Genomic DNA, 19,449 nt, shown 5'->3' with positions numbered 1-19,449 from the left:
GTCGAAGGAAAGGCAAACGTCATTTGATAATCGGCGTCTTTTTGCGGTCAAATGTGACCGCCACGCCAAAAATAATCATGGCGCCGTAAATCGCTTGCTGAAAATACTGGTCCACGCCGATCACGTTCATGCCGTTATCGAGCATGCTGAGAAAGAGCGTACCGAACAGCACGTTGAGCACGCCGCCCGCGCCGCCAGTAAGCGCCGTGCCACCCACCACCACGGCCGCGATGGAATTGAGTACATAAGAGGTTCCCACCACCGGATCGCCGCCGAAACGCACCGAGGAAATAATGATGCCGACGAGCGCCGCGCACGCGCCGGAAATCATGAACGGCACGTTGCGGGTCTGCGCGATGTCGGTGCCGGACATCCACGCCATGCGGATATTGCTCCCCACGAAATAGATATTGCGCCCCGTGCGCGTGAAACGCAGGAACATGGCAACCGCGCAAAAAACCAGCGCGCCGATAATAAACACGTTGCTGATCGAAAACACCGTGCCGTTGACGATATCGAGCATCGAATAATCGCCGGGCGCAGCGCTAACGGGGCGCGGAGACACCAGATAAGCGAGACTCGTGATGATGCCGCCTGTGCCGAGCGTGGCGATGAACGACGGTATTTTCACGCGCGTCAGAATCACGCCGTTGATATAACCGAGCGCCAACCCGAGCGCGAGACAGACCGGATACGCCCAATACCCAACGCGATGTACAAGCGTAATAAACACCACCGAAACCAGTGAAATCGTTCCACCAACCGAAAGATCGATACCGCCAATCAGAATGACGAACATTTGCCCGAGCGCGGCGATCAGCAGAATGGCGCCGAAGTCCAGAATCGTATTGATGTTGTACAGAGACAGAAAATTGTCGTTGCCGATCGCCATGAATGCGCCGACGACCACGATCAGCGCGAGCGTCAAATGGATTGGCTTCAATCGGCTCGTCAAATGCTTGACGCCGGTGCGCGAAGAGGCGCGCTGGGCGCCATCAAAAGAAGGTGCGTCCAATTTACGGTTCCTTGTCGAGAGCTTCGTTCAGACGATCAGCTTGATCAGATCCTGCGGCGTCGGCTTGGCGTGCGCCGACGCCTCCAGTTCGCCGATCAAACGCCGGTCGCGCATGATTAGCAGACGGTTGGCGAGGCCGATATCCTCCTCCAGCGTGTCGCACATGATGATCATGGCAATGCCAGCGTTGGCGAATTTGCGAATGAGCCGATAGACCTCGTCCTTGGCCTTGATATCGATACCGCGCGTTGGATGATCGAGAATCAGCAGGCGCACGTCCGAACTCAGCCATTTCGACAGAATGATCTTTTGCTGATTGCCGCCGCTCAATCCCGAACAGGCCGCATGAATCGAAGGCGTCTTGACGAGGCATTCCGCCACCCACTGTTTCGCGTGCTCATGCTCTCTGCGCGTGCTGATCATGCCGCCCACCTTGAGCTTGTCGAGCACGAGATAATTGATGTTGTCGGCCACACTCATATTCAGCGCGAGCCCTTCTTCGCGCCGCTCGATGGGCACGTGTCCCACGCCATGCAGCACGGCGGATCGCGACGATCCGTTCACGGGCGTCTTGCCTTCGACCACGAGCGTGCCCGCGTCGTAACGATCCAGCCCGGCGATGCAGCGGCACAGGGCTTCCTTCCCCGAGCCCACGAGTCCGACGAGACTGACGATCTCGCCTTCGCGCACCTCGAAACTCAGCGGCGCGAATTCGCCTTGTTTCGCGAGTTGATCGACGCGGAACGTCACCTTCCCGCCCGGCGCGCGCTGCTCGCTTTCGCGAAAGCGGTCGCCCGCAAAATCGTGCCCCACGAGCAGCTTTTCGACATTGGCGATATCCAGCCCGGACGTGGACATGTCGGTCACGTTGCGGCCGTCCTTGAGCACGACGATGCGATCGCAATTCTCCAGCACCTCCTGAAGCCGGTGCGAGATGAGGATCATCGAGGCGCGGCTTTTCAGGCGATTGAGAATGTCGAACAGCGTGTCGCGCTCGCCGTCATTGAGCACGGTGGTCGGTTCGTCGAGAATCACAATCGGATTCGACGCGCCATATTGCTCGCAGAGCCAGACCATGCGCGCGATTTCCACCATCTGCCGTGCCGCGGGCGAGATTGAAGCGACAGGCAGATCCATGTCGACATCGAGATTCATCGGTTCGAGCACGCGCCGCGCCTCCGCCGCCATCTCGCGCCGCGACAGCACGCCAAAGCGGCGAAAGCGTTCTTCGTGGCACAGAAACAGATTCTCGGTGATCGAGAGATTCGGAATCAGCGAACCTTCCTGAAACACCACGCCGATACCTTTGCGGATCGCATCCGCCGTGCCCTTCATGACGACCTTTTTGCCGTCCAGCATCAATCGCCCTTCGTCGGGCTGATAAATGCCCGTCATGATTTTCGTGAGCACCGACTTGCCCGCGCCGTTTTCGCCGACCAGCCCCAGAATTTCGTTCCTGCGCACGGTCAGCGAGACATCATCGAGCGCGATCACGCCGGGAAATCGGCGCGTGATGCCTTCGAGCGCGAGCACCACGCCGGTGTCCTGTTCGCCATGCGTATCAGGCGTTTCGAGTGTTTCCATAGGGCGGCCTTATTTGATGAAGCCGAGCTTGCGGCGGTCGAGCGTGAGCGCAACGGCAACGATCAGCACGATGCCGTTGACGGCCGTTTGCGCGTACGGATTCACGGCCATCAGCACCATGCCGTTATTAAGCACGGCCAGCACGAGCGTGCCGAGCAATGCATTCTTCGCGCCGCCCAGTCCGCCCGTGAGCGACACGCCGCCCACTGCAACGGCTGTGATCACCGGAAACAGCAGATTGAGGCCGGTGCGCGCGGTCGCGCTGCCCATCCGGCTCACAAGCAGCAGCGCGCCCAGGCCATAGAGACAACCGGCGATAGCGAACGCGATCACTTTCATACGCGGCACGTTCACGCCCGCCTGGCGCGCCAGCGCTTCGTCGCCGCCGATCGCGTAGAGATAGCGGCCGGTGCGTGTGCGATCCTCGAAGAACTGCACGGCGATGACAATCGCCAGCGCCACCAGCACGACATTCGCGACGCCCAGCGGCTTGTCGTTGATGAAGTTCTGAATGCGGTTATCGAGCAGCGTAATCAGCATCGCCTTGTTCACGTAGACGGCCACGCCATAGAGCACCCAGCTCACGCCCAACGTGGTAATGAACGAAGGAATCCTGAGTTTTGTATGGAGTACGCCAGTCAACATACCTGCCGCGCCGCCAATGGCGAGACAGATCGGCAAAATCCAGAGCCCGACGTCGTGCTCGTTGTAGCGGTTCTTGCTGAGCACGCCGACAAAGACCGCGCACAACGCGACCGTGCCTTGCAGCGAAAGATCGATACCGCCGATCACGATGGTCAAGTGCAGTCCAACGGCGAGAATCGCGGGAATGGCTGCGAGACTCAGCACAACCTGCACGTTGTCCCACGAGAGGCTCGCGCCGCGTGTGCCGATGGCGAACACCGCCACGATCAGCGCGAGCGAGAGCAGCTGTGCGCCCACGCCGGTGCGGCGCAGCCAGCGTCTCGCGCCCTGCATCCACGCGTGTTGTGCGGGCTCGCGCGAGAAACTCGCGTCGCCCATGCTTTCCACAGGTTCCATGAACTACCATCCCTCCTGGTGGTTCCAGCCGCGAGCGTTCCCGTTTCGAACGCCCGCGCCGAAAGCTTGCTTCGAGACCTGATGCGCGGTTTTATTTGAGCGGTGCAACCCAGCGCGCGTAGAAGTTCTTCAGGTCGTAATCCGGCATCTTGCTGACCGTGTCCTTCACGACTTTCTCCACGTTCGAGCGATCGACTTCGATGCCGGGAATCAGAAACGCGCGGTATTTGGCGGGCGTGGCCTTCACGTCGAGCGCGCCCTGCCTGGCCGCGAGCGCCATCGACAAACCGAGTTGCGCCTGATAGCGCGCATCATCGTATTCGGTCGAGGACATCGTGCCGTCCTTGATCGCGTCGAACGCATCGGGCACGCCGTCCGTCCCGCTCACCTTGACCTTGCCGCCGAGACCCGCCTCCTTGAGCGCGGCCACCGCGCCGAGCGCCATGTTGTCGTTGGCGGCCCACACGCCCGCCGTATCGGGATGCGCGGCCAGCAATTGCTTGGTGATTTCGTAGGCCTTGTTGGTGTCCCAATCGGCGGCTTCCCATTGCACGAGCTTCACGCCAGGCGTTTCCTTGAGCGCCTTTTGCAGGCCCTGGAAGCGCCCGATGGCCGCGTTATTCGACAACATGCCCTGGATCGCGATAATCGAACCTTTGTTCGGCGTCGGCATGTTTTTGAAGAGGGTCTTCGCATTGAAATACCCCTGCCCCACGGCGTCGAAACTGATATGCGCGACCCAGTGCGGATAGTCCTGCACCTTGATGTCGTCCGGCTTGTTCCACCAGCTCACCCAGTACACGCCCGCGCTTTCCAGCATCTTCGCGATCGGCACCACATCGGGCGCTTCGTTCGGATCGACGTTCACGACCATGTTGCCGCCCGTTTTCGCGATCTCCGCTTTCAGATCGGAAAACTGTTTCTGGCTATTGCCCTCGCTGCTCAGCACATCGACGGGCAAACCCAGCTTCTTGCCGAGCGCCTTCGCGCCCGCTGCATAGTCGGCGTGATACGGGTTGTCGAGCCCGCGAATCATGACGACGAGCGTGGTCTTGTCGGAAGCCGCCCATGCCGGCGACGACACTCCAACGCCAATGACCGACGCCACCACCGACGCCGCAAGCAGACGAGTCGTGCTTTTCAATTGCTGTCTCCTCTCTCGATTGAGAAGCGAGTTCCCTGATTTTTATGAACCCGCTTCAACTGATTTGGATGCCTAACATTGTGCTGCGTGAATCGAATGCTTCTTTTAGCCACCGAACCGCCTCTATCCGGTTCGGCCTTTCTCACCCCATGCTTTTTGAGTATCTAAGATGCCAGTCGAAAAACGAAAATTTTTTGACCAGCATGGCAATGAGCGCGACTCACGCCCGATTCCACGGCGCGAACGGCGGATTTGCATTGCGCGCACCGCAATCGAGCGCGTCGATGCGTGCGAGTTCGTCATCGCTCAGACGCACATCCAGCGCGCGCAGATTCGCACGCTGATGCTCGACGCTGCGCGACGCGGTAATTACCAGCATGCCGCGCGCGAGCAGCCACGCACAGGCGATCTGCGGCGCGTCCACGCCATGACGTTCGGCAATCGCGGCGATCACGGGATCGCGCTGCACGCGCCCCTCGCCCAGCGGCATATACGCGGTGACCTTCATGCCATGCCGATGCGTCGCATCCACGTCGGCCCGATTCGCGAAGAACGGATTCACCTCGATCTGATTCGTCACGATTGCGTCGCCGCCCGGTACCGCAACGGCCTCGTCGAGCAACGGCCCGGTGAAATTCGACACGCCGTAGTAGCGGATCAACCCCGCGTCCACGGCCTCGCGCATCGCACCGATCGTCTCGGCCACCGGCACGCCGTCGACCGACGGCCAATGCACCAACGCCACATCGATCACACCGACACCCAGCCGCTCGCGGCTCGCTTCCAGGCTGTCGAGCACCGCGCGATGGCGCAGGCTGTCGAACCACACCTTGGTCGTCACGCAAATCTCGTCGCGATTCACACCGCTCTCGCGAATGCCGGCGCCAACGGCCGCTTCGTTCTCGTAGTGGACCGCCGTATCGATATGGCGGTAGCCCAGTTCGAGCGCCGTGCGCACCGATTGCGTGGTGATGTCCGGGGCGACGCGGAATGTGCCGAGACCCAGCGCGGGAATAACTGACATCAAGCTTGACTCCAGTTCGATGGAAACTGCATTGCAGTTGAATCGAAGGACCGATTTAAAACACGGCCTTCGGGTTATAGAACTTGTCGATATTGCCGCGATCGATCACGGCGGGCGGCGTATAAGTGATCTTCGGCAGGTTCTGCGCCTGGCCATTCGCGGCCTTGAATCCAAGGTCGACGGCAGTGCGCGCGATCAGCGCCGGATCGTTGAGCGCCGTCGCGCCATACTTGCCCTGCTTGATGAGCGCGAGCGCTTCCTTCTGACCGTCCGCGGCCGCCACGAGCGTGATGCCCTGACGATTCGCGCTCTCGATCGCACGCCGCGCGCCCAGCACCATGCTGTCGTTTTCGCCGAGCACGAGATTGATGTCCTTATTCGCGACTAGCAGATCTTCCATCGCCTTCAGGCCGCCTTCGTCGGTCCAGTTGCCCCAGCCCTGCCCCACGATTTGCAGATTCGCCTTGCCGAGCTTTTCGAGCTGCGCTTCGACGATGCCTTCGAGCACGCCATCGCGCCGCGCCTTGCCCACCGGATTGCCCTTGTCGCCCGATACGAGCGCGATCTTGAGCGGCTTGTCGCCGAACGTATCGACGATCCAGCGGCCGACCAGCGCGCCGTTTTGCCGATTCGACGATTGCACGAGCGTGAGGTAATTCGCCTTCGGATCGAGGTCGGCGTCCATCACGATCACTTTCACGCCCGCTGCCGTGGCTGCATTGACCGCGCTGACCAGGCCTTCGGGATCAGCCGGATCGATGATCAGCACTTTCACGCCGCGTGTGACGAGGTCTTCGACGTCGGCGATCTGCTTTTGCATGGTGCCTTGTGCGTCGGTGACGATCGGCTCGCCGCCGAGTTCGGTCACACGCGCTTTCGCGGCTTGCATGGCCGCCGAGAAATACGGCGCGTTCAGCACCTTCATCGAAATGCCGACCTTGAGCTTGTCGGCACCAAAGGCATGACCCGCGGACACGGCGCAAACGAGCGCGGCCATCAACACATTTCGTAGTCTCATGACGCACTTTCCTGTTTATTTGTTTTGCTTGGCGGGATTGCGATTCACATCGTCACGACAACACTGACCGCCCTCCGCGCGCACGATGGCGCGGATTTTCGACGACGGTGCAAGCGCAGAATAACGATAGTATTGCTATCGTTACATAGGTGTATACGTGAAATCGCGCGCTATCAAACCCAAACATCATTACAAATGATAATGTTTAATAAGCGCAGCGATAGTGCGCTGTACTGCACGGAACGACAGCAAAATGCGGGCATGGCGAGTCATGCCATTCACACGATTCACTGCATTCAGGAGCGAGCGATGGATTTGAAATTGCGTGGAAAAGTCGCGGTCATTACCGGCGCAAGTGTCGGCATTGGTCTCGCGGTCGCTGAGAGTTTCGCCGCCGAAGGGACCCATCTCGTGCTGGCCGCGCGTCAACGCGAACGTCTGGAAACAGCGGCCCAAGCACTCGCCGCTCGACACGGCATTCAGGCGATACCCGTGGCGTGCGACGTTGCGACGGTCGAAGGCGTAACGCAGCTCGTCGACGCCACCGCCAACGCATTCGGCGGTGCGGACATTCTGTTTAATAACGCAGGCACGGGTAGCAATGAAACGATCATGAATGCGCCCGACGAAAAATGGCAAGCGTATTGGGACCTGCACGTGATGGCTGCCGTGCGTCTCGCGCGCGGCCTCGTGCCGTTGATGAAGCAGCGCGGCGGCGGCGCGATCCTGCACAACGCCTCGATCTGTGCGACGCAGCCTTTGGACTACGAGCCCATCTACAACGTCACGAAAGCCGCGCTGATGATGTTTTCGAAGACGCTGGCCAATGAAGTGGTGCGCGACAATATTCGCGTCAACACCATCAATCCGGGGCTCGTCCTCACGCCGGACTGGATCAAGACGGCCAAACAACTGACCAGCGAAACGGGCGGCGACTGGGAAGATTATCTGCAACAGGTCGCGAATGAGCACGCGCCGATTCAGCGCTTTGCTTCGCCCAAGGAACTGGCCGATTTCATCGTGTTCCTGTGCTCGGAGCGCGCGAGTTATAGCGTGGGGTCCACGTATTTTGTGGACGGGGGGATGTTGCGAACAGTTTAGACGCGCAAGCGGCGCGGCCCTGCTGTTCAAGCAGGGCCGTTAGCGATCGCGCTCAGGTCAACGCAACGAGTTCCGGCACAACGCTGAATAGATCGCCGACGATGCCGTAATCGGCCACGCTGTAGATCGGCGCTTCTTCGTCTTTGTTGATTGCGACGATCACCTTCGAGTCTTTCATGCCTGCGAGGTGCTGGATCGCGCCTGAAATGCCCACCGCGATATAAAGCTGCGGCGCGACGATCTTGCCGGTTTGACCGACCTGATAATCGTTCGGCACGTAGCCTGCGTCGACGGCGGCTCGCGACGCGCCGAGCGCGGCGTTGAGTTTGTCGGCGAGCGGTTCGAGCACCTGGGTGTAGTTTTCGCCGCTGCCCAAACCCCGACCGCCGGAAACGATGATCTTCGCGCTGGTCAGTTCAGGGCGATCCAGTTTCATGACTTCGCGATTGACGAATCGCGCGAGGCCACGGTCTGCGGGCGCTTCGATTTTTTCCACCGATGCGCTGCCGCCTTCCGAAACGACAGCATCGAATGCCGTGGTGCGAACCGTGATCACCTTGATCGCGTCTTGTGATTGCACGGTCGCAATCGCATTGCCTGCGTAGATCGGACGCTCGAATGTGTCGGCGCTAATCACCGCCGTGATATCGCTGAGCTGCGCGACGTCGAGTTTCGCGGCGATACGCGGCGTGACGTTTTTCCCGCTTGCCGTAGCAGGCGCGAGAATATGCGTGTAGTGCTTCGCAATCGAAAGAACCGTCGCTTCGACGTTTTCTGCAAGGCCCTGTTCGAGTTGCGGTGCATCAGCCAGCAGTACTTTAGAAACGCCGACGATCTTCGCCGCCGCATCCGCCGCCGCTTGCGCATTGTGGCCCGCGATCAGCACATGCACATCGCCGCCCAGTTTCTGTGCCGCAGCAACCGTATTCAGCGTCGCAGCTTTAATCGACTGATTGTCGTGTTCTGCAATTACCAGATTCGTCATATTGATTGCGCCCCTCACAGCACCTTGGCTTCGGTCTTCAGCTTCTCGACCAACGTCTTCACGTCAGGCACCTTCACGCCTGCGCTGCGCTTGGGCGGTTCCGAAACTTTCAGCGTTTTCAAACGCGGAGCGACATCGACGCCGAGATCTTCCGGCGTCAGAGTTTCGAGCGGCTTCTTTTTCGCCTTCATGATGTTCGGCAGCGTGACGTAGCGCGGCTCGTTCAGACGCAGGTCGGTGGTGACCACAGCGGGCAACGTCAGCGACAAGGTTTCCGCGCCGCCATCGACTTCACGCGCGACCGTGGCCTTACCATCGGCGACCGTGATTTTCGAAGCGAACGTCGCTTGCGGCAGATCCGCCAAAGCCGCGAGCATCTGGCCGGTCTGATTCGAATCGTCGTCGATAGCCTGCTTGCCGAGAATCACCAGCGAGGGCTGTTCCTTATCGAGGAGCGCTTTTAGCAATTTGGCCACCGCCAGCGGCTGCAAGTCCTCATTCGATTCGATCAGCACCGCACGATCCGCGCCAATCGCCAGCGCGGTGCGCAGCGTTTCCTGCGCCTGCGACACGCCCGCAGAAACCGCGACCACTTCGGTCGCAACACCCGCTTCCTTCAAGCGCACCGCTTCTTCAACCGCAATTTCATCGAACGGATTCATCGACATTTTCACGTTCGCGATATCCACGTCCGTGCCGTCCGACTTCACACGCACTTTCACGTTGTAATCCACCACGCGTTTCACAGCGACAAGAATTTTCATATCATACGGATAGCTAAATAATCGAACAGGACAATCACCCGTTTCGAGCAATTGCCAGCCGCAAAAATCAGATCACGCCGGAAGTCCGCATATCGGCGAGATGGCGCTTCATGTCCTGCACGTCGCGCGCGTGGGCCTCGCCCTTTTTCAACGCGACGCTGGTGGACAGAATATCCACGATCACCAGCGCCGCCAGCCGCGACGTGGTCGGTGTATACACATCGGTATTTTCAAGCGTCTCCGCCACCACGGCCACATCGCAATAACGCGTCAGCGGCCCGTGCGAACCGGTGATCACCACCACATGCGCGCCGCGTTCCTTCGCCGTGCGCGCGACTTCGATGAGCGAACGCGTCGCGCCGGTATTGGAAATCGCTACCACCGCATCGCCCGGTTTCAGCATCGAAGCGGCAATGAACTGCTGATGCGAATCCTGATGCGCCACGCACGGCACGCCGAACAGCGGAAACTTCTGCTGCGCGTCCAGCGCCACGATGCCCGATGCGCCAAAGCCGAAAAACTCGATGCGCGAGGCCGCCGCCAGCAGATCGACGGCGCGCCCGATCGCCTCGAAGTCGAGCTTCTTGCGCGCCCAGTCGAGGCTCGTGATCGTGTAATCGAAAATCTTCGTGGCCACGGTTTCGGGCGTATCCGCGCCGGACAGCACCGAATGCGTGGCGGGCGCGCCGAGCGCGAGGCTCTGCACCGCGCGGATCTTGAAGTCCTTGAAGCCGTTGCAGCCGATCGTCGTGCAAAAACGCAGCACCGTCGGCTCGCTCACCTGCGCGAGCCGCGCGAGTTCGGACAGGCTCATCTCCGCGATGGAGTGAACGTTTTCCAGAATGTAATCGGCGACCTGCCGGCTGCCGCGCCGCAAATTGGGCCGGGCGCGGTCAATCACTTCGAGGATGTTGTAATCGGGCACGCGAGATTTCCTTCTTTGACGTACGGGCGCGGAGCCAGGGTCCTGCAATCCGGCGCGCCGTGCGTCGTGGTTCGGTCCGCGGCGCGCCAGAAGAGGAGTTTAGCGGAAGATCCAACGCCGCCAGAAGCCCGCGCCCTGCTGCATCAGCACCGCCGCGACGATGATCGCGCCCATCACGACCTGCTGGTGGTAGCCCGGCACGCTCGCGAGATTCATGATGTTGCCGATCACGCCCAGAATCAGCACGCCCATCAGCGTGTTGAGCACGCCGCCCTTGCCGCCCGCGAGGCTCGCCCCGCCGATCACCACGGCGGCGATCACGGTCAGCTCGTCGCCCACGCCCACGGTAGGCGCGCCCACGCTCGCGCGCGCCGTCGAGATGATGCCCGCCAGCGAGGCCAGCACGCCCGAGCAGACGTAAGTGCCCAGAATGTGGCGCGCGACCGGCACGCCGGAGAGCCGCACCGCTTCCTCGTTCGAGCCGATCGCGCGCACCACGCGGCCCGCGCGCATGCGGCCGAGCGCAACGCCGCCCGCCACGAACACGATCAGCATGACCAGCGTCGGGCCTGGAATGCCCAGATAGCTGTGGCGGCCGAAGTCGAGCAGCGCCTGGCCCGCGTCGTCGACGAGAATCGGCGAGCCGTTTGAAACGATCATGGCGATGCCGCGCGCGACGGTCATCATCGCGAGTGTCACGACGAAGGGCGTCAGGCGGCAGAACGCCACCAGCACGCCCGAGACGAGGCCGCACAGGCCGCCCGTCACGAGCGCCGCCACCAGCGCGAACAACAGGCCGTGCTCGGGAATCAGCATCGCCGACAGCACGCTGCCGAGCGCCGCGACCGAGCCGACCGACAAATCGATGCCGCCCGTGAGCACCACGAGCAGCATGCCGACCGACATGATGCCGACGCCCGCGACCTGGCGCGTGATGTTCGAAAGATTGGGTGCGGAAAAGAAATCGTCGGAAATAAACGATGCGGCCACAACCAGTACGACGAGGATCGCGACCGTGTTGAAGCGGCGCGCCGTCTGCCAGAGATGCTGCCAGTTGCTGGCCTGGCGCTGACGCGTGTTCGGAGTGGTGGCGCTGGGATTCATGATAGGTGTCTCCAATCTGTCCAATCTATGCAATCTGATACGACTGTCTGTTTCGACGCGCGCGTGCGGCGTCAACCGTGCATGAGCGTGGCGCTTTCACGCGTGCTGGCCTGCTGGCCCGCGAGATCGCCATGCGGATCACCGTGAGATTCGCCGGGATCGCGCCGCAGCGAGAGCGCGAGAATCGCTTCCTCGCTGAAGTCGCCGGGCTGCAATTCGCCGCGAATCCGGCCTTCGCCCATCACCATGATGCGATCGCACAGGCCCATCAATTCCTGATGCTCGGACGAGATCACGAGCACGGCCTTGCCGCGCTCCGCGAGCTGGTTGATGAGCGTGTAGATCTCGACTTTCGCGCCCACGTCCACGCCGCGCGTCGGTTCGTCGAGGATGATGAGATCGCCGTCCGCATGAAACCACTTGGCGAGCACGACTTTCTGCTGATTGCCGCCCGAGAGCGTGGACACGTCGGCGTCCATCGAGCGCGCCTTGATGCGCAGCGCGTCCATCAGCTGGGAAACGTAGCCGCGTTCGCGGCCGAACGCGAGAAAGCCGCCCGGCGCGCTCACCGACTTCAGCGAAGCCAGCGTCGCGTTGATGCGGATCGGCATCGACAGCACCGCGCCCTGGCCCTTGCGGTCCTCGGGTACGAGACCGATACCGGCGCGCACGGCCGCCATCGGCGTGCGCACGTTGAGACGTTTGCCCTTCAGCTCGATCGTGCCCGCGTCCGCGCGGTCAGCGCCGAAGATCAGGCGCGCGACTTCGGTGCGGCCCGAGCCGATCAGCCCGCCCAGCCCCACCACTTCGCCCGCGCGCAAGCTGAACGACACATCGCGCACCGCCTCGCCGCGCGACAGGCCATCCACCTTCAGCACGACGTCGCCGGTCTGCGCCTTGCGCTCGGGAAACAGCACCGAAAGCGGCCGCCCGACCATCTTGCGGATCAGTTCGTCGCGCGTGATCTCGGCGGGCGTCACGGTATCGACGCGGCGGCCGTCCTTGAGCACGGTGATGCGGTCCGCAATGGCGAACACTTCTTCGAGCCGGTGCGAGATATAGACGATGCCCACGCCGCGCGCACGCAGCGCACGCACGATTTCGAGCAGACGATCCGCGTCGGACGGCGCGAGCGCGGCGGTCGGTTCGTCGAGCACAAGCAGCTTGAGTTCGCCCGAGAGCGCCTTGGCGATCTCGATCACCTGGCACTGCGCCGCCGAGAGCGTGCCGACCAGCGCCGCCGGATCGATCTCGAATCCGAGACTTTCGATCAGCGCGCGCGCCTTCGCGCGCAGCGTGCGCCAGTCGATCACAGCGGGCAACGTGCCGAGAAAGACGTTTTCGGCCACGGAAAGATCGGGCGCGAGCGCCGTCTCCTGATGAATCACGGCGATGCCTTCGGCGAGCGCCGCGTGCGGATTGCGCAGCAACATTTCCCGGCCCTGCACGCGGATGCTGCCGGCGTCGGGCTGATGGCCGCCGCCAATCACGCGCATGAGCGTCGATTTGCCCGCGCCGTTTTCGCCGACGAGCGCGTGGACTTCACCGCTGCGGACATCGAAATCGATGTTCTCGATTGCGTGAATGCCGCCGAACCGCTTGTCGATGCCCGTTAGTGCGATGAACGGAATCATTGAACTGTCTCCACTCAGGCGCGCGCCCGGCGTCCGGCGGGCGCGCGCATACGTCGAAAAATACCGGCGAACGAGACGCCTTAGAAAATCGCCTTCGGGTTGTAGTACTTGTCGACGTTGCCCTTCGAGATGGCGACCGCCGGCGTGTACGAGACCTTCGGCACGTTCACGGCCTGGCCCTTCGCGGCCTTCATGCCGATATCGACCGCGGTGCGCGCGACGAGCGCCGGATCGTTGAGTGCGGTCACGCCGTACTTGCCCTGCTTGATGAGCGCGAGCGCTTCCTTCTGGCCGTCGGCGGCCGCGACCAGCGTGATGCCGTCGCGGTTCGCGCTCTGGATCGCGCGGCGCGCGCCCAGCAGCATGCTGTCGTTCTCGCTCAGGACCATGTTGATGTCCTTGTTGGCGACCAGCAGATCTTCCATCGCCTTCAGGCCGCCCTCGTCGGACCAGTTGCCCCAGCCCTGGCCGACGATCTGGAGATTCGACTTGCCGGTCTTTTCGAGCTGCGCCTCGACGATGCCCGAGAGCACGCCGTCACGGCGTTCGCGGCCGACCGGATTGCCCTTCTCGCCGGAAATCAGCGCGATCTTCAGCGGCTTGTCGCCCATGTTGTCGACCACCCAGCGGCCCACCAGCGCGCCGTTCTGGCTGTTCGACGACTGCACGAGCGTGAGGTAATTGGCCTTCTCGTTGAGCGTGCTGTCGAACACGACGACCTTCACGCCCGCGGCGCTCGCGGCGTTGACGGCGCCCACCAGCGCTTCGGGATCGGCGGGATCGATCAGCAGCACCTTCACGCCGCGCGTGACGAGATCCTCGACGTCCGAAATCTGCTTGCCCATCTTGCCCTGCGCATCGGCGACGATGACGTCCGCGCCCAGTTCGGTCGCGCGCGCCTTCGCCGACTCCATCGCGGCGGCGAAATACGGCGCGTTGAGCACCTTCATCGAAATGCCGACCTTGATCTTGTCGGCGGCGAACGCCGGAGCCGTGGCCAGAATACCCGCCGTGGCGAACGCGGCTGCGCAAAGCAACTTCTGCATGAGACGCGACATGTCTCCTCCTCTTTTAGGTGTGTCACGTAATGAATCGGCGCGGGGACGCCGGATCTACTTCAACTGCATCGTGGGCGTTGACGGAACGAACAACTTGCCAGGATTCAGGATGCCGCGCGGATCGAGCGCGGCCTTCACCGCGCGCATCGCGGCGAGTTCGGCGGGCGTGCGCGAGAGCGCGAGCACGTCGAGTTTCTTGGTGCCGATGCCGTGCTCGGCGGACACCGAGCCGCCCAGCTCGCCCGTCACGCCATAGACCACGCGCTTGACTTCGGCGGCTGCGCTCGCGGGCCAGTCGGGCTCGTGCACGACGATGTGCAGATTGCCGTCGCCGAGATGGCCGTAGACGAGGATCGTCGCGTTCGGCCAGTGCTCGCGCAGACGCGCTTCGCAGCGCTGCGCCGCGAGCCCGACCTGGGCAACCGAGAAGCTCACGTCGAACGACACGCGGCCAGGAATGAAGCGGCCGTATTCGCCGGGCGCATCCCGGATTGCCCAGAACGCCGCCGCGTGCGCCTCGTTGGCGGCCAGCGCGGCGTCGTTCAGCGTGCCGGCTTCGAGCCTGTCCGCGAGAAAGGCCTCGAAGACGTCGGTCTGGCTCTGCGGGTCCGCGCCGCTGCTTTCGAGCAGCACATAGAACGCGTGACGGCCTTCGAGCGGCGCGCGCAGTTCCGGCAGGCGCGAGAGCACGAAGTCGTAATAGCCGGGCCACATCACTTCGAACGCGGACACGCCCGCAGGCAAGCGTTCCTGCGCGAGGCGCAGCAGCGTCGTCACGCTTTCGTAGTCGGGCAGACCACACCACGCAGTCGACACGGCGCGCGGCTTGGGCCGCAGCCGCAGCACGGCGCGCGTCATCACGCCGAGCGTGCCTTCGCTGCCGATCAGCAGATCGCGCAGGTCGTAGCCCGTGTTGTTCTTGATCATCTTGCGCAGGCCGCCGACCACGCTGCCGTCCGCCAGCACGGCTTCGACGTCGAGCGCCTGCTCGCGCATCATCCCGTAGCGGATCACGCGGTTGCCGCCCGCATTGGTGCCCAGATTGCCGCCGATCGTCGCGCTGCCGCGCGCGCCGAGGTCGAGCGGGAACATGAAACCGGCCGCGTCGGCGGCTTCCTGCACGGTCTGTAGCGGCGTGCCCGCCTGCACGGTCATGGTTGCGCTGACCGGATCGATTTCCTCGATCGCATTCATCAGTTCGAGACTCAGCGCCACTTCGCCGCCCAGCATGCACGCGCCGCCCGCGAGGCCCGTGAGCCCGCCCTGCGTGACCACGGGCTGATGGTGCGCGTGACAGATGCGCAACGCCGTCGAGACCTGTTCGGTCGTGCGCGGCCGCACCAGCGCGATCGGCTCCGCGCACGGCATGCGGCTGGAGTCGGCGTGACGGCGGCCGGCGAAGTCGGCCGGCAGGCTGACCACGGCGGCCCCGAGCGCCTCGCGCAATGCCGCGACGACCGTGTCGCGGCGCACCTGTTCGGCCTGTTCTTGCATGGAATCTGCCTCCTACCCGAGATGCATTAACGATAGTGTGGCTGCCATTATATTTGTAAAACTGACGTTTAACCCTAGTGAAAACCCGAGTGTTCGTTTGTTTCACAAACTATATCATCACTAATACTAACGTTTTGCTATCCACACACTGTCAGGGAGAGAAGCACCATGCAATGGCCGGAACCCCGTTCGTTCGACGTGAATCTGGAGACGGGTCTGATGACCGGTACGGATTCGCACTATCAGAAACGGCTTGGCGATCTCGCCGGCCTGTACGCCGACGGCGCCGCGTTCGACGCGCTGGCCGCCGCGCGCGCGGGCGAAGTCGTCTACGAAGTCACCGACCATCGGCCCAACGCGGAGCCGGGCGACCTCATCACGGGCGTGACGCGCATGAGCGCGGGCAAGGTCGGCAAGGAGTTCTTCATGACGCGCGGGCACATCCACGCGAACATCGACCGCCCTGAGCTGTACTTCGGCCTGAAAGGCCACGGCCTGATGCTGATGGAAGCGCCCGACGGCGAAACGCGCATCGTGGAAATCCGCGCGAACACCGTCTGCTACGTGCCGCCGCGCTGGATTCACCGCTCGGTCAATCTCGGCCAGGGCGACTTCGTGATGCTGTTCTGCTATCCGGCCGACTCCGGCCAGGACTACGAGATCATCGAGCGCTCGAACGGCATGCGGCTGCGCATCGTCGAAGACGGCGAGAGCGGCGAGAACGGTGGACGTGGCTGGCGCAGCGAGCCGAATCCCGAATGGCGGGCGCGCACGCTCGCGGAAATCGAGGCGCTGGTCGCGCGCCGCAACGAAACGGAGCAAGCCCGATGAGCTACACCGCCGCCACCAAACCGACCTTCTACTTCATCGGCGTGACCACGGCGCAGAGCTCGATCATGCGTGTGTTTCCCGCGTGGGCGCGCCATCTCGGTCTCGGCGACGTCGAAATGAAAGGCATCGACTTTCCGCTGCACGCGAGCCGCGAGGCGTACCGCGAGGCCGTCGAGTTTCTGCGCGACGATCCGCTCTCGCTCGGCGCGCTCGTGACCACGCACAAGATCGACCTGTACGCGGCCTGCGAAGACCTCTTCGACGAGATCGATCCGCACGCGCGCATCATGGGCGAAACCAGTTGCCTCTCGAAGCGCGACGGCAAGTTCGTCTGCCACGCGAAAGACCCGATCACGTCGGGCCTCGCGCTCGACGGCTTTCTGCCGCCCGAGCATTTCGCGCGCACCGGCGCGGAAGTGTTCTCGATGGGCGCGGGCGGCTCGACCATCGCGCTCACCTGGCATCTGATGCAGACGAGCCGGGGCGCGAATCGTCCGTCGCACGTGATCGTCTCGAACCGCTCCGCCGCGCGCCTGGAGGAAATCGAGCGCATTCACCGCGAGCTGGATCTGGGCGTGCCGTGCGAGTACGTCGTCGCGCCGCGCCCGCAGGACAACGACGCGGTGCTCGCGCGCCTTTCGCCGGGCGCGCTCGTCATCAACGCGACGGGACTCGGCAAGGATGCGCCCGGTTCGCCGCTCACGAACGCGGGCGCATTTCCCGAGCGCGCCATCGCCTGGGATCTGAACTATCGCGGCGATCTGGTGTTTCTCGATCAGGCGCGGGCCCAGGAAAGCGCGCGCGCCTTGCAGGTCGAAGACGGCTGGACCTACTTCATTTATGGCTGGACGCGCGTGATCGCCGAGGTGTTTCATATCGACATCCCGACGCGCGGCCCGGACTTCGACGAAATCTGCCGCATCGCCGCCGCGGCGGGCAAGCCCGCTCCGGCCAGACCGGCGGCTTGAAACTGAATCGCCACCGAACCGACACTGAACCGAAGGATCGACGATGTATCTCGACAAATTCCGCCTCGACGGCAAGCTCGCCGTCGTGACCGGCGCCGCGCGCGGCATCGGCTTCGCCATCTCCGAGGCGCTGACGCAAGCGGGCGCACGCGTGGTGCTCACGGACATGCATCAGGGCGCGCTCGACGAAGCCGTCGCGAAGCTCACGGCCGCGGGCGCGCAGGTCGAAAGCTCGTTGCTCGACGTGACCGACGCCGCCGCCGTGCAGCGCGTGCACGACGCCGTGATCGCGCGCCACGGCCGCGTGGACGTGCTCGTGAACAACGCGGGCATCGCCATTTCGAACCATCCCGCCGAAACCATGAGCGACGAAGTCTGGGACCGCGTCATCGACGTGAATCTGAACGGCGTGTTCCGCTGCTGCCGCGCGTTCGGCAAAAGCATGCTCGAACATGGCGGCGGCAGCATCGTGAACGTGGGCTCGATGTCGGGCTTCATCGTGAACCGGCCGCAGGAACAGGCGAACTACAACGCGTCGAAGGCAGGCGTGCATCACCTCACGCGCTCGCTCGCCGCCGAATGGGGCGCGCGCGGCGTGCGCGTGAACGCCGTGGCGCCCACGTATATCGACACCGAAATGAACAAGTACGTCTACGACGACCCGGAGATGTATCGCCACTGGGTCGGCGGCACGCCGATGAACCGGCTCGGCCGCGTGGACGAAGTCGCCTCCGTGGTGCTGTTCCTCGCCAGCGAAGCCGCGAGCCTGATGACCGGTTCGATCGTGCTCGCCGACGGCGGCTACGTGTGCTGGTGACGATGCGCGCCGCCACGCTGTCGATCGACGTCGACACCTTCGAGATGCCGCTCGCCGCACAACTCGCGGCGCGCGCACGGCCCGCTGCGAAACCGTTCACGCCCGCGCCGCCGTCGGGCGGCGTCGCGCTCAACTGGCTCGGCCAGGCGGGCTTCGTGATCGAGGGCGCGGGTTGGCGTCTGCTGATCGATCCGTATCTCTCCGATTCGCTGGCGCGCAAATATCAGGGCACGCGCTATCCGCACCGGCGCATGATGGCCGCGCCCGCCGCGCCCGAGGACTTCGAGCACATCGATCTGGTGCTGTGCACGCACCGCCATACCGATCACATGGACCCGGACACGCTCCAGCCGCTCGCCCGGCGCTTTCCGCATCTACGTTTCGTGGTCCCTGCCGCGACGCTCGACGAAGCCATCAAGCGCTGCGGCGTGGACGTCTCGCGCCTGATTCCCGTCGATGCGGGCGAAATCGTCGAGCCGCTGCCGGGCGTGCGGGTCGCGCCGGTCCCGTCCGCGCACGAGACGCTCGATGTGGACGAACTGGGCCGCCATCCGTGGCTCGGTTACGTGATCGACGTGGCGGGCGTGCGCGTGTATCACTCCGGCGACTGCGTGCCCTACGACGGCCTGCACGAGAACGTGGCGGCCTTGCAGCCGCATCTCGCGCTGCTGCCCGTGAATGGCCGCGACGACGAACGCAGCGGCAACGGCGTGCCTGGCAACTTCACGCTCGACGAAGCCGTCGCGCTCTGCAAGCATGCGGGCGTGCGCGCGATGATCGCGCATCATCACGGCCTGTTCGACTTCAACACGCTCGATCCCGCCGTGATCGACACGCGTATCGTCGAGGAGCGCGGCGCGCTCGCGCTCTATCGCGCGCGCACGCAAACGACCTGGCGTATCCGCGCGAGCGCACAGACGGCACCCCGGCAAAGCGGCTAGC

At 63.2% G+C, this 19,449-nt stretch carries 18 protein-coding genes; 5 read left to right on the top strand and 13 right to left on the bottom strand.

What is annotated here, in order from left to right; all coding sequences use genetic code 11:
• Nucleotides 1-19: 19 nt before the first annotated feature.
• The 6 genes from LDO54_RS22925 to LDO54_RS22900 all read right to left on the bottom strand — a co-directional run bounded on the left by LDO54_RS22925 (nucleotide 20) and on the right by LDO54_RS22900 (nucleotide 6,826).
• The gene (locus tag LDO54_RS22925; protein WP_436975651.1) at nucleotides 20-1,015 is read right to left on the bottom strand and encodes an ABC transporter permease; all 996 of its coding nucleotides are present in this window, start codon (nucleotides 1,013-1,015) and stop codon (nucleotides 20-22) included.
• 27 nt (nucleotides 1,016-1,042) lie between these two features.
• Complete coding sequence (locus tag LDO54_RS22920) at nucleotides 1,043-2,599, bottom strand: sugar ABC transporter ATP-binding protein (RefSeq protein ID WP_224012948.1); 1,557 nt, start codon at nucleotides 2,597-2,599, stop codon at nucleotides 1,043-1,045.
• Nucleotides 2,600-2,608: 9 nt separating this feature from the next.
• On the bottom strand, nucleotides 2,609-3,640 hold the full coding sequence (locus tag LDO54_RS22915; RefSeq protein WP_224012947.1) for an ABC transporter permease: 1,032 nt from the start codon (nucleotides 3,638-3,640) through the stop codon (nucleotides 2,609-2,611).
• A gap of 91 nt (nucleotides 3,641-3,731) precedes the next feature.
• Nucleotides 3,732-4,784 carry a sugar ABC transporter substrate-binding protein gene (locus tag LDO54_RS22910; RefSeq protein ID WP_224012946.1) on the bottom strand — a complete coding sequence of 351 codons (1,053 nt, stop codon included), beginning with the start codon at nucleotides 4,782-4,784 and terminating at the stop codon, nucleotides 3,732-3,734.
• Nucleotides 4,785-5,004: 220 nt separating this feature from the next.
• Nucleotides 5,005-5,808, bottom strand: a complete 804-nt coding sequence (locus LDO54_RS22905) for an aldo/keto reductase (protein ID WP_224012945.1) — start codon at nucleotides 5,806-5,808, stop codon at nucleotides 5,005-5,007.
• Between the two features lie 55 nt (nucleotides 5,809-5,863).
• The gene (locus LDO54_RS22900) at nucleotides 5,864-6,826 is read right to left on the bottom strand and encodes a sugar ABC transporter substrate-binding protein (protein WP_224012944.1); all 963 of its coding nucleotides are present in this window, start codon (nucleotides 6,824-6,826) and stop codon (nucleotides 5,864-5,866) included.
• Nucleotides 6,827-7,027: 201 nt separating this feature from the next.
• Here LDO54_RS22900 and LDO54_RS22895 point away from each other — a divergent pair, with 201 nt between their 5' ends.
• Nucleotides 7,028-7,927: an SDR family NAD(P)-dependent oxidoreductase gene (locus LDO54_RS22895; protein WP_224012943.1), complete on the top strand. Its 900-nt coding sequence runs from the start codon at nucleotides 7,028-7,030 to the stop codon at nucleotides 7,925-7,927.
• 52 nt (nucleotides 7,928-7,979) lie between these two features.
• On the opposite strand, the gene LDO54_RS22890 is transcribed toward LDO54_RS22895, so the two are convergent.
• From LDO54_RS22890 to LDO54_RS22860, 7 genes are all read right to left on the bottom strand, one after another.
• On the bottom strand, nucleotides 7,980-8,912 hold the full coding sequence (locus tag LDO54_RS22890) for an electron transfer flavoprotein subunit alpha/FixB family protein (RefSeq protein ID WP_224012942.1): 933 nt from the start codon (nucleotides 8,910-8,912) through the stop codon (nucleotides 7,980-7,982).
• A 14-nt stretch (nucleotides 8,913-8,926) separates the two neighbouring features.
• Nucleotides 8,927-9,676, bottom strand: coding sequence for an electron transfer flavoprotein subunit beta/FixA family protein (locus LDO54_RS22885; RefSeq protein ID WP_224012941.1), 750 nt, complete (start codon nucleotides 9,674-9,676; stop codon nucleotides 8,927-8,929).
• Between the two features lie 67 nt (nucleotides 9,677-9,743).
• Entirely contained in the window at nucleotides 9,744-10,601 is an 858-nt protein-coding gene (locus LDO54_RS22880; RefSeq protein ID WP_224012940.1) for a MurR/RpiR family transcriptional regulator, read from the bottom strand.
• 99 nt (nucleotides 10,602-10,700) lie between these two features.
• Entirely contained in the window at nucleotides 10,701-11,705 is a 1,005-nt protein-coding gene (locus tag LDO54_RS22875; protein ID WP_224012939.1) for an ABC transporter permease, read from the bottom strand.
• Nucleotides 11,706-11,776: 71 nt separating this feature from the next.
• Nucleotides 11,777-13,339: a sugar ABC transporter ATP-binding protein gene (locus LDO54_RS22870; RefSeq protein ID WP_224012938.1), complete on the bottom strand. Its 1,563-nt coding sequence runs from the start codon at nucleotides 13,337-13,339 to the stop codon at nucleotides 11,777-11,779.
• A gap of 80 nt (nucleotides 13,340-13,419) precedes the next feature.
• Nucleotides 13,420-14,397, bottom strand: a complete 978-nt coding sequence (locus LDO54_RS22865; RefSeq protein ID WP_436975650.1) for a sugar ABC transporter substrate-binding protein — start codon at nucleotides 14,395-14,397, stop codon at nucleotides 13,420-13,422.
• Between the two features lie 54 nt (nucleotides 14,398-14,451).
• The gene (locus LDO54_RS22860) at nucleotides 14,452-15,891 is read right to left on the bottom strand and encodes an FAD-binding oxidoreductase (protein WP_224012936.1); all 1,440 of its coding nucleotides are present in this window, start codon (nucleotides 15,889-15,891) and stop codon (nucleotides 14,452-14,454) included.
• Between the two features lie 168 nt (nucleotides 15,892-16,059).
• On the opposite strand from LDO54_RS22860, the gene LDO54_RS22855 reads away from it, so the two are divergent.
• From LDO54_RS22855 to LDO54_RS22840, 4 genes are read left to right on the top strand one after another with little or no spacing between them, the layout of a single operon-like run.
• Complete coding sequence (locus LDO54_RS22855; RefSeq protein ID WP_224012935.1) at nucleotides 16,060-16,722, top strand: glucose-6-phosphate isomerase; 663 nt, start codon at nucleotides 16,060-16,062, stop codon at nucleotides 16,720-16,722.
• Nucleotides 16,719-17,690, top strand: coding sequence for a shikimate dehydrogenase family protein (locus LDO54_RS22850; protein WP_224012934.1), 972 nt, complete (start codon nucleotides 16,719-16,721; stop codon nucleotides 17,688-17,690). Before LDO54_RS22855 ends, LDO54_RS22850 begins: the two co-directional genes overlap by 4 nt.
• Before the next feature lie 43 nt (nucleotides 17,691-17,733).
• Nucleotides 17,734-18,507 (top strand): SDR family NAD(P)-dependent oxidoreductase, encoded by a 774-nt coding sequence (locus LDO54_RS22845; RefSeq protein ID WP_224012933.1) that lies wholly within the window; start codon nucleotides 17,734-17,736, stop codon nucleotides 18,505-18,507.
• A complete protein-coding gene (locus LDO54_RS22840) occupies nucleotides 18,498-19,448 on the top strand; it encodes an MBL fold metallo-hydrolase (RefSeq protein WP_224012932.1) in 951 nt (316 codons plus the stop codon). Before LDO54_RS22845 ends, LDO54_RS22840 begins: the two co-directional genes overlap by 10 nt.
• Nucleotide 19,449 lies beyond the last annotated feature (1 nt).

The sequence above is a fragment of the Paraburkholderia tropica genome (assembly GCF_914484835.1).
Classification (GTDB): Bacteria; Pseudomonadota; Gammaproteobacteria; order Burkholderiales; family Burkholderiaceae; genus Paraburkholderia; species Paraburkholderia tropica_A.
The sequence above is the reverse complement of the archived record's forward strand: the minus strand, read 5'-3'. Positions and strand labels throughout refer to the sequence as shown.